Annotated in this window: 2 protein-coding genes; both read left to right on the top strand. The window is 67.3% G+C overall.

Going from position 1 to position 2,397, the window contains the following annotated elements; translation table 11 throughout:
• A partial coding sequence (locus AOK08_RS39550; protein ID WP_198539537.1) for a hypothetical protein occupies nucleotides 1–473 on the top strand: 473 nt, incomplete at its 5' end.
• A 157-nt stretch (nucleotides 474–630) separates the two neighbouring features.
• Nucleotides 631–2,397: right-handed parallel beta-helix repeat-containing protein (locus tag AOK08_RS39545; protein ID WP_241827298.1), on the top strand; the 1,767-nt coding region annotated here is incomplete at its 3' end.

Genomic DNA, 2,397 nt, shown 5'->3' with positions numbered 1-2,397 from the left:
TCGCCGACGCCGCCCAGGACACGGTCGTCCTCGCCCTGGCGCACCAGCACAAGCTGATCGCCGACCCCGGATACGACGGCTTCCTCGCCGCCTGGACAGCGGAGAACGCCCGCCGCCGCCAGGCCGTCGCCGCCCACCAGGTGATATACGGCCCCGTGCAGTACACCGAGGCCAACTACTTCACGTACGTCCTGCACGACCTGGGCTCCCGCCTCGAAGAGACCCTCGTCAAGACGGGCACCATCCCCACCCCCCAGAGCGCACTGCGGGCCTACTACCGCGACCACCTCGACACGTTCCGCCGCCAGGAAGACAAGAGCGGGCCCATCACCACGCCGCCGTTCGGCGAGGTGACCACCCAGGTCCGCCAGGCATACGTCCACGACCGCTACCAGGCGATGACGGCGAGGCTGGCCCGAACGGCCAGGACGACCGTGGCACACGCCGCGTACGACAGCGTCCCCGTGAACTGAGCGGTACGAACCCGTACAAGCAGAACATGATCCGCCTCCCCCGAGGCCCACAGACGGCCGGTGCGTGCCGCACGCCCTCCCCCTCGCTCCGTTCCGAGCGTCGCACGCACCGGTCTGCCCCACCTCACATATCCGCTCCCGTTCGAAGAGGAACGCAATGCGAAGATGGCAAAGCCGCCTGATAGCGGCGACAGGAAGCGCGGCTGCCGCGCTGGGACTCGTCATGCTCCCCGCCACATCGGCACACGCGGCGACGTGCACCACGTACTTCGTCTCGTCGTCGGCAGGCAGTGACAGCAACGACGGATGCAGTTCCGCAACCCCGTGGCAGACGCTCACCAACGTCAACTCCACGACCTTCAACCCCGGCGACCAGATCCAGTTCCAGGCCGGCGGTTCCTGGACCGGCGAACTCCAGCCGCACGGCTCCGGCTCCAGCGGCAGCCCCATCGTCATCTCCAGCTACGGCAGCGGGGCTGCGCCGATCCTCAACGGCGGCGGGGCGGCGGCCACCATCCTCCTGACCGACCAGCATGACTGGACCATCCAGAACCTGGAGATCACCAACCCCGCCTCCAGCGCGGCCCTGCGCAGCGGCATCCAGCTGGAGAACACCACCAGCGGCACCCTCCATGGCATCCACATCGTCAACAACAACATCCACGACGTGAAGGGCCTGTGGACCAACGCCGCCGGGGTCCAGCCAAGCCGGTCCTCGGGCATCGCCTTCAACGTCACCGACAACAACACCACCAGCGCCTGGGACGACGTCCAGATATCGAACAACACGCTGACGCGCGCTGACGCCGGCGCCATCTACATCGGCTCACTCCTGGGCCTGAACCACAACATCAACACCAACAACGTGGTGATCGACGGCAACACGATCATCGACGCCGGCGGCAACGACATCGTCTGTGTCTTCTGCGCCTCACCGGTCATCCAGAACAACGTCGCCACCGACAGCGGCTACCGCTACTCCGGGGCCGGCATGTGGAGCGGCTGGACGACCAACGCCGTGTTCCAGAACAACGAGGTCACCCGCCAGTACCGCAGCTTCGTGGACGGTCAGGCCTTCGACATCGACAACAACACCAGCGGCACGGTGATCCAGTACAACTGGAGCCACGACAACCCGTTCGGTTTCACCGAATGGTGCTGCAGCAGCGGCTTCGCGGCCAAGACCTCGGTGATCCGCTACAACATCAGCCAGAACGACGGGGCGTCCAACACGATCTTCCCGACGATGTCCGGCGTCGACAGCGGCACCACCGCCCAGGTGTACAACAACACGATCTACATACCCCAGGGCAACAACGCGAAGATCACCGACGGCACCCCGAACAGCACCGTCACCTTCTCGAACAACATCATCTACAAGCTCGGCAAGGGCGGTTACTCCACCACGAGAACCACCTGGTCCCACAACCTCTTCTACGGCGACCACCCGGCCAGTGAGCCGTCCGACTCCGCGAAGATCACCTCCGACCCGCTGTTCGTGAAGCCCGGCGGCGGCAGCGCGGGCCGCGCCAGCGCAGCCGCCTACAAGCTGCGCAGCGGCTCCCCGGCGTTCGGCGCGGGCGCCGTCATCGCGAGCAACGGCGGCCAGGACTACTTCGGCAACGCCGTCTCGTCCAGCACCGCTCCCAACATCGGCGCCTACAACGGGACCGCCGTCGCCGGAGCCACCGCGACCCCCGGCGCGTACTGGCCCCTCGACGAGGGCACCGGCACCGCGACCGCCGACGTCAGCGGCGGCTCCAACAACGGCACGCTTCAGGCCGGGGCCTCCTGGACCACCGGCAAGACGGGCCCCGGCGCCGTCAGCCTGAGCGGCGCGAGCAACTCGTGGGTGGACGTCCCCACCACGGCCGTCGACACCAGCGGCAGCTACTCGGTCTCGGCCTGGGTGAAGCCGAACAGC

The sequence above is a fragment of the Streptomyces graminilatus genome (genome assembly GCF_001418565.1).
In the GTDB taxonomy this organism is placed as follows: domain Bacteria; phylum Actinomycetota; class Actinomycetes; order Streptomycetales; family Streptomycetaceae; genus Streptomyces; species Streptomyces graminilatus.
This window is presented reverse-complemented; position numbering and strand designations above follow the sequence as displayed.